The sequence below is a fragment of the uncultured Oscillibacter sp. genome, from assembly GCF_947654275.1.
GTDB lineage: Bacteria > Bacillota > Clostridia > Oscillospirales > Oscillospiraceae > Oscillibacter.
In genome coordinates this window covers 1-7,305 of record NZ_CANTJS010000083.1, presented here as the reverse complement: position 1 = coordinate 7,305, position 7,305 = coordinate 1, and the positions used below count along the sequence as shown (strand labels likewise).

Genomic DNA, 7,305 nt, shown 5'->3' with positions numbered 1-7,305 from the left:
ATGTGGGAGGCGATGACCACCCGCTGAATTTCGTTGGTGCCCTCGTAGATGGTGGTGATTTTGGCGTCCCGGTAGAAGCGTTCCACCTCCATGCCCTTCAAATAGCCGCAGCCGCCGAAAATCTGGAGGGCGTCGTTGGTGACCTCCAGGGCGATGTCCGAGGCGTACTGCTTGGCCATGGCGGACTCCATGCCATAGGGGACATGGGCCTGCTTCAGCTCGGCGGCGGAGTAGACCAGGAACCGGGCGCAGCGGAGCTTGGTAGCCATGTCGGCAATCTTAAAGGCGATATTCTGCTGCTGGCAGATGGGCTTTCCGAACTGGATGCGCTCCTTGGAGTATTCCACGGCGGCCTCATAGGCCCCCTGGGCGATGCCCAGGGCCTGGGCCGCAATGCCGATGCGCCCGCCGTCCAGAGTGGACATGGCAATCTTGAAGCCCTGGCCCTCCTTGCCCAGAAGGTTCTCCTTGGGAACCTTCACGCCGTTGAAATTCAGCTGGCAGGTGGCGGAGGAGCGGATGCCCATTTTGTCATAGTGCTCCTCAAAGGTGAAGCCCTCCCAGCCCTTTTCCACAATCAGGGCGCTGATGCCCCGGGTGCCGATGCCTGGGGTGGTGACGGCGAAGATGACATAGGTGTCCGCCTCTCCGCCGTTGGTGATGAAAATTTTCTCGCCGTTCAGGAGGTAATAATCCCCCATGTCCTCGGCGGTGGTCTCCGTGCCGCCGGCGTCGGACCCGGCGTTGGGCTCCGTCAGGCCGAAGGCGCCGATTTTCCGGCCGGAGCACAGGTCGGGCAGGTATTTTTTCTTTTGGGCCTCATTGCCGAAGGCGTGGATGGGATAGGTGCCCAGGGAGGTGTGGGCGGAGAGAATCACGCCTGCGCCGCCGTCCACCCGGGCCAGCTCCTCCACGGCGATGGCGTAGCTCAGGGCGTCGGCCCCCGCCCCCTCGAACTCGGTTTCATAGGGCAGGCCCATCAGGCCCAGCTCCCCCATTTTTTTCACGGCCTCCGTGGGGAAGCGGTTTTCCTTATCCAGCAGGAAGGCGATGGGCTTGATTTCGGCCTCAGCGAAGGCCCGGACCTTGGCCCGGAGTTCCTCGTGGGCCTGGGTGGTTTGATACAGCATGTGTGTGCCTCCTTTTCTTATATCATAAAAACTGGAGTATTACGCAAACAGTTCGCTCAGCGGCGTCCGCCTCAGCTCGGCGTTCAGGATTTCCTGAACCCGGTCCAGCTCCCGGCAGACGGCGCACTCCTCCCGGGACAGGTTTTCACATTGATACTCCCTCTGCTGGCAGCGGTTCAGCAGGGGTTCGTCCCCGGAGGCCCGGAACAGGTCGTACAGCGTCAGTTCCTCACAGGGCCGGCGGAGGAAATAGCCGCCGCAGACCCCTCTGCGGCTCTCCACAATGCCCACGGCGTGAAGCTGATTCAGCACCTTCAGCGTGATGGCCTTGGGCATGTGCTCCAGTCTGGCCACCGAGGCGGCGGACAGCTGTCCTTCTCTGTACAGGGCCCGGAGGACCCGCAGTGTATAATCCATTTCCCGTGTAATCAGCAAATACGACACCCCACATTCAGAGACTGGCCTCACAGCCCCTGAATACGATCCGCCTGCCGGAAAGATTCTCACGCGTCCGGCTCCTGCCGGGGCTGTCGGTCCCGTTTAAAATTACACTGATTCAGTTTATTATAGGTGCTTTTTGGCAAAATGTCAATAGATTTCCTTAAAATGCTGGAATGAATTGGTTGAACTCACAAAAGGGCTCCGCTGTGTTTGGCAGAAACTTACAGTCCCCGGACATGAAAAAAGCCCGGCGGCCTGCCGGACTTTTATCCTAATCCTGGGAGCAGCGGAGGAGCTCGGCGTACTGTTCCGGGGTTACTACCGCCCGCAGTGTCTCCATGCCCTGGGCATACTGGTTTTCATAGGCGGCGAAGCAGTCGGTCCGCTGGAGGCGGAAGCCCTCCCGGACATAGAGCAGCAGGGCCTTCCAGCTCCAGGGCTGCGTGTGGATATAGACGGGGAACTCCCCCAGGTCCTGAAAGACGGCCAGGGTCTCCCGGCAGAGGGCCCGCCCCAGTCCTCTGCCCTGAGCATGGGGGGAGACGGCTAACCAGTGGAGGGATGCGATTTCCCCCTGTTCCCGGGGGTCCCGCCAGGCGGTGCAGGTTCCCAGCACACGGCCCTCCCCGTCCACGGCGAAGCGGCACCGCCGGGCCAGAGCCCGGGGGTCCCTGCCGTAGGTTTCAGCAAAATAGGCCAGGGCCTCCTCCCGAGAGGCAAAGTCCCCAATTTCGTATTCCAGCTCGGCCCAGGCCGCCTCGTCCCCCGGCTGCCAGCCCCGGAGGCGGACGCCCTCCGGCAGGTCGGGGTCCCGCCTCTGCCAGCGGTCGCAGCGGAGAATCAGGTTGTAAAAGGGAATGGACCGGTCCGGGACGCTCATGGCTTCCCGCCCTCCCGCAGCTCCAGGGCCAGGACGGGCCGCCGGGTGGTGATGTTCCGCACCCCCAGGCCCAGGAACCAGCTCAGCTCCCAGCCGTCGTTGACGGTCCAGACCGAGAGGCCCACGCCGGCCCGGGCCAGGGTCTCGGCCAGCCGCCGGGTCACAAGGCCCTGATAGATGTTGACGGTGGCGATGCCGGCCTGCTTGCAGACGGCGGCGATGGTCTCCGCCGCCTCCAGCTCAAAGTTGGGGATTTCCCGGTATTTGAGGTAGAGGTCGGGGACGTATTCCTCCATGTTCAGATAGACCTCCGCCCCGGGGACAGAGGCGGCGGCGTTTACCGTTCCGGAGAGAATCAGCCGCCCCCCCAGTCCGGCCTCCTCCGCCAGGCGGCAGACGGCCGCCTCCAGTCCCGGCTCCTTGAGGTCGCAGTTGATGCGTATGCCGGGACGGGCCGCCGTCATCCGGAGAACCTCCGCCAGCCGGGGGGCCTCCTCTCCCACGCCGTCGTGGCCGATGGCCAGGGCTCCGCCGGGGAGGCGGCGCACATCCACCTCCAGGGCGTCCGCGCCGCAGGACAGGGCATAGGATACGAATTCCAGGCTGTTGTCCGGCCTGCCCTCCGCCCCGGTGTGGGCGGTTATTTGTGTCTTCATAGAGCTTCTCCTTCTGATTCAATTAGGAATGAGGAATTGCCTTGTGTTCGTTCAAATTCCTAATTCCTGACTCCTAATTTCTAATTTCTAATTCCTGACTCCGAAAGGGGCCAAACCGGCGGAAGGGCTGAGCCCTTCCGCCGGTGCGGGTTTACTTTTCCCACTCGTTTTCCTTGAGGTTGGTGTAGATATACACGCCTGCCGAAACGGAGCAGATCAGGAACATGATGACCGACAGAGCCGCGGAACGGTTGTAGGCCAGATACTTGTTGAACTGATCGAACAGGGCGATGCCCAGCATCTTGGGGGCGCTTCCGCCCATCAAATAGGGGGTGGTGAAGGAGCCCACATTGGACATGAACACGAAGGTGCCCGCCACCACCACGTCCTTGATGGACAGGGGCAGGATCATGGAGGTGAAGACCTTGAACTTGCCGGCTCCCACATCCCGGGCGCCCTCAATGATGGAATCGGGGATGGCGCCCAGGCCGGCGGTAATCATCAGCGCCGCGAAGGGGATGTTGAACCAGAGGTTCATCATAATCATGCCGCTGGCGTGGTACATCAGGCCCAGCTTAACGTCGTGTCCGAAAATCAGGCCGATGCGGTTGATGAGGCCGGAGTCCCGGATGATGGTAATCATGGCGTACACCGCGCACATGGCGGGGACGAACCGGGGCACCAGGTACAGCGTGCCGATGGTCTTGGCAATCCTGGACCTGACGAACCGGAGGTACAGCGCCAGCAGATAGGCCACCACAATGGCGATGGCCACCGTCATCAGGCACACGTACAGGGTGTACAGGATGTTTTTCAGCTGGGCGGGCTCGGTGAAGAAGTAGGCGTAGTTATCCAGCGTAAACGCGCCGGTCTTGGAGTCCTGGAAGCTCTGAATCACCGCCAGGACAATGGGGTAGGCCACGGTCAGCATGACGACGAGAAACGCCGGCAGAACCAGACCGTAGGCTACCAGATTTCGCTTCAGGCTTTTACTCATAGGTATCCCCTCGTTATCGGTGGATTTGTGTCAGCCGATGGTGGCGATCTCGTTGTCCCAGCGCTCGTTGAAGGAGGTGGACAGACCGCCGATGGACTGGAGACGGAAGTTGGACACGTCCAGACCCTGAAGGTCCTCATAGCCGGTCATGTCCATGGTGGAGGCGTCAATCAGGGGGATGGCGGCCATCTGCTTGACCATCAGCTCCTGAGCGGCGGGAGAAAGCATGTAATTCATGAAGGCGTAAGCTCCCTCGGTGTTGGAGCCAAAGGTGGGGATGACCAGGGACTGGAGGGAGCCGGTGAGGGCGGGTTCAATCTGGGTGATTTTGATGCTGTCCTTGATCTCGCCGGAGGCCCGCTGGGACAGGACCATGTCCGCCCAGTTGGGGCACATGTCGATTTCGCCCTGGTTCAGCAGGTCCAGAGTGCCCTGGTTCTTGTTGGGATAGACGATGGAGCCGCCGGAGGCATACATGTAGGGGTGGATTTCCTTCAGGAAATTAAAGCCCTCGTCCCACTCGCCGGTCCACTTCTCGTCGTCGGAGGTGAAAGCCTCCTCAGGCAGGAAGTTGTACACGGAGCTGCGGGCAAAGGAGTCGCCTGCGCCGCCGGTGCCGGGGGTGTTGTAGGCAAAGCGGCCGGGGTTGTTCTTCATCCACTCCACCAGCTCATCCATGGTGGCGGGGGGAGTGGGAACCTTGGCGGAGTCATAGGCCAGGATGACGGTGGTGCCGCGGTAGGGCTGGCAGTATCCGTCGGCAATGGAGCTCTTGGCCTCCACGCTGGCGGCATTGGGAATCTTGGCGCTGTCCAGCTTCACGAACTGCTCCTGGCCGATGAGGGAGACCAGCTTGGAGAGGTCGTCGCCGCTGAGGTCCACGATGTCGTAATCCGTGTTGGTCTGTCCGGCCTTGGAGGCGGCGGACAGCATATCGGCCAGGGTCTGGGCGCCGGTGCCGGAGAGCATGAACTGGAGGGTGACCTCATACTGGCCGGCGTACTCGGAATTGGTGTTGAAGTCGCTGACAAGGGCCTCGAAAATCTCGCGGACGTTGTCGGAGCCGGTGGCCCAGAGGCTGACGGCCTTCTTGGGCTCGCCGCTGCCGGAATCGCCGGAGGAGGAACCGCCGGAACCGCTGTCTTTGCCGCCGCAGCCGGTGAGCAGCGCCGTCAGCATCACGGCGGACAGGAGCATTGCGAACAGTCTTCTTTTCATAGAAATCTCCTTTCAAATCGTTGCAGGTCTGATGTCATGTATGGGTCGAGGGGGATACTCCCCTGATAACAGGGTACTGCTTCAGGCGGGCCCGTTAAAACACGGTGTGCTTGCCCACGGCGAGACTCACCGGGTCGCCCTCCTTCAGGCGCTCGCTGAGGTCCCGGTTGATGTAGCACTTGATGACGTCCTCCCCGTGCTGGGCGGTCATGACCACGTAGTGTCCCAGCAGCATGATGGTCCGCACCGTGGCGTCGAACTGGCCGCCGCCGTGGCCCTGGGACACCGTCAGATCCTCGGGCCGGACGGCGATGGTCTTGCCGTCCTTTTTCAGGAAATTCATCTCACCGATGAAGGACGCCACATGGAGGGTGGCGGGCTGGTCGTAGATTTCCGCCGGGGTGCCGGTCTGCTCAAATTTGCCCTTGTTCATAACCACAATCCGGTGGGACAGGGACATGGCCTCCTCCTGGTCGTGGGTGACGAAGATGACGGTGATGCCCAGGTCCTGCTGGATTTTCTTCAGCTCCTCCCGCATCTGCTGGCGGATTTTGGCGTCCAGGGCGGAGAAGGGTTCGTCCAGAAGCAGCAGAGAGGGCTTGAGCATCAGGGACCGGGCAATGGCGATTCTCTGCTGCTGGCCGCCGGAGAGCTGGCCGGGGTACTTCTTTTCGCAGCCGGGCATGGACACCAGCTGGAGGTACTTCTTCACGTCCGCGTCAATCTCCGCCTTGGGGACCTTCCGCAGCTTCAGGCCGAAGGCCAGATTCTCATAGATGGTCATGTGGGGCCAGAGGTTGTAGCTCTGGAACACCATGGCCGTGGGCCGCTTCTCCGGGGGCAGGCTGATGATGGACTGGCCATCCACGGTGATGTCGCCGGAGGTCACGTCCAGAAAGCCGCCGATGGTCCGCAGGATGGTGGTCTTGCCGCAGCCGGACGGGCCCAGGAAGGTGACGATTTCTCCCTCGTAAATATCAAGGTTAATATGTTCAACGCCGTCTCCGTTGTCATATTTTTTGGTCATATCCTTGATTTGCAGTTTGATTTTGCGCTCGCTCATGAGTGTCTTCTCCTCCAAACTCCGTTATTTCATCTTGAAGCCGCCGGAAATGGCCTCGGGTCCGATGTACTTCCGCATGAGGAAGATCATCAGGGCGGACGGGATAATCAGCAGAATCGCGAACACCGCGCCGATCTGCACCGCCGAGGAGTCCAGCACGATGCCGTACATGGCCACGGGCATGGTCTGCACCTTGGCAAGACCCACCAGCAGCGTGCCCTGAGCCTCCTCCATGGAGCCCAGGAAGGTGTACAGCGTGGCCACGGCGATGCCGGGCATGGCCATGGGCAGGGTGATTTTGAAGAAGGTCCGGACAGGGCCCGCGCCCACATCCCGGGCGGCCTCCTCCTGCTGGCGGTGGACCGAGCGGAAGGCGCTGGCGGGAAGCCAGACCATGAACATCATGGAGTTAATCATGTGGATGATGACCACGCCGGCATAAGTGCCCATCAGGCCGTAGCGGTAGAACAGCACGGCGATGGAGGTGTAGATGCCCAGCTTGGGGAAGGCGTTGGTCAGCAGGAAGGACAGCATGAAGAGCTTCCGGCCCCGGTATTTGAACCGGGCGATGGAATACGCCGCGGGAATGCACAGCACCATGGACACCGCCGTGGTGATGATGGCCACGATGAAGGACTGGACAATGGAGGAAACCAGGCTGTTCTGAGCAAACACGTATTTCCACCACTTGAAGCCCCATTCCTGGGGGAGGACCGCCGGAACGGTGTACTCGTTGGCAAAGGCCAGCATCAGCATGTTGAGCATGGGTCCGTAAAAGAACAGGATAAAGGCCGCCAGCAGGAGGAATTCCAGAAATTTCTTCCTGCCCACGGCGTGATAAAAGCGCCGGGGATTCAGCATTTTGAAGGCTTTCCACGCATAAAGAACATTTTGATATTTCGGAGGGAAGTAACAGTTTG

General features: G+C 61.0%; 8 protein-coding genes. All 8 read right to left on the bottom strand.

The genetic code is table 11. The annotated features are described in order from the left end of the window. Positions 1-1,130, bottom strand: a 1,130-nt coding sequence (locus tag Q0063_RS13895) for an acyl-CoA dehydrogenase (RefSeq protein ID WP_297872558.1), incomplete at its 3' end; no start/stop codon positions are given. Positions 1,131-1,169: 39 nt separating this feature from the next. Continuing rightward, positions 1,170-1,565, bottom strand: coding sequence for an Rrf2 family transcriptional regulator (locus Q0063_RS13890; protein ID WP_297872557.1), 396 nt, complete (start codon positions 1,563-1,565; stop codon positions 1,170-1,172). 277 nt (positions 1,566-1,842) lie between these two features. Further along, on the bottom strand, positions 1,843-2,451 hold the full coding sequence (locus Q0063_RS13885) for a GNAT family N-acetyltransferase (protein ID WP_297872556.1): 609 nt from the start codon (positions 2,449-2,451) through the stop codon (positions 1,843-1,845). Next, on the bottom strand, positions 2,448-3,107 hold the full coding sequence (locus tag Q0063_RS13880; protein ID WP_297872555.1) for a glycerophosphodiester phosphodiesterase: 660 nt from the start codon (positions 3,105-3,107) through the stop codon (positions 2,448-2,450). Before Q0063_RS13880 ends, Q0063_RS13885 begins: the two co-directional genes overlap by 4 nt. Before the next feature lie 151 nt (positions 3,108-3,258). Then, a complete protein-coding gene (locus Q0063_RS13875; RefSeq protein ID WP_297872554.1) occupies positions 3,259-4,104 on the bottom strand; it encodes an ABC transporter permease in 846 nt (281 codons plus the stop codon). 30 nt (positions 4,105-4,134) lie between these two features. Beyond that, positions 4,135-5,322: an extracellular solute-binding protein gene (locus Q0063_RS13870; RefSeq protein WP_297872553.1), complete on the bottom strand. Its 1,188-nt coding sequence runs from the start codon at positions 5,320-5,322 to the stop codon at positions 4,135-4,137. A 94-nt stretch (positions 5,323-5,416) separates the two neighbouring features. Then, a complete protein-coding gene (locus Q0063_RS13865) occupies positions 5,417-6,385 on the bottom strand; it encodes an ABC transporter ATP-binding protein (protein ID WP_297872552.1) in 969 nt (322 codons plus the stop codon). 24 nt (positions 6,386-6,409) lie between these two features. After that, positions 6,410-7,246: an ABC transporter permease gene (locus tag Q0063_RS13860; protein ID WP_297872559.1), complete on the bottom strand. Its 837-nt coding sequence runs from the start codon at positions 7,244-7,246 to the stop codon at positions 6,410-6,412. Positions 7,247-7,305: the final 59 nt, after the last annotated feature.

What these genes read in the sequence shown, in the direction of transcription:
- Q0063_RS13885 (WP_297872556.1), bottom strand. Translation starts at nt 2,451, where the DNA reads ATGAGCGTCCCGGACCGGTCCATTCCCTTTTACAACCTGATTCTCCGC.
- Q0063_RS13880 (WP_297872555.1), bottom strand. Translation starts at nt 3,107, where the DNA reads ATGAAGACACAAATAACCGCCCACACCGGGGCGGAGGGCAGGCCGGAC.
- Q0063_RS13875 (WP_297872554.1), bottom strand. Translation starts at nt 4,104, where the DNA reads ATGAGTAAAAGCCTGAAGCGAAATCTGGTAGCCTACGGTCTGGTTCTG.
- Q0063_RS13870 (WP_297872553.1), bottom strand. Translation starts at nt 5,322, where the DNA reads ATGAAAAGAAGACTGTTCGCAATGCTCCTGTCCGCCGTGATGCTGACG.
- Q0063_RS13865 (WP_297872552.1), bottom strand. Translation starts at nt 6,385, where the DNA reads ATGAGCGAGCGCAAAATCAAACTGCAAATCAAGGATATGACCAAAAAA.
- Q0063_RS13860 (WP_297872559.1), bottom strand. Translation starts at nt 7,246, where the DNA reads ATGCTGAATCCCCGGCGCTTTTATCACGCCGTGGGCAGGAAGAAATTT.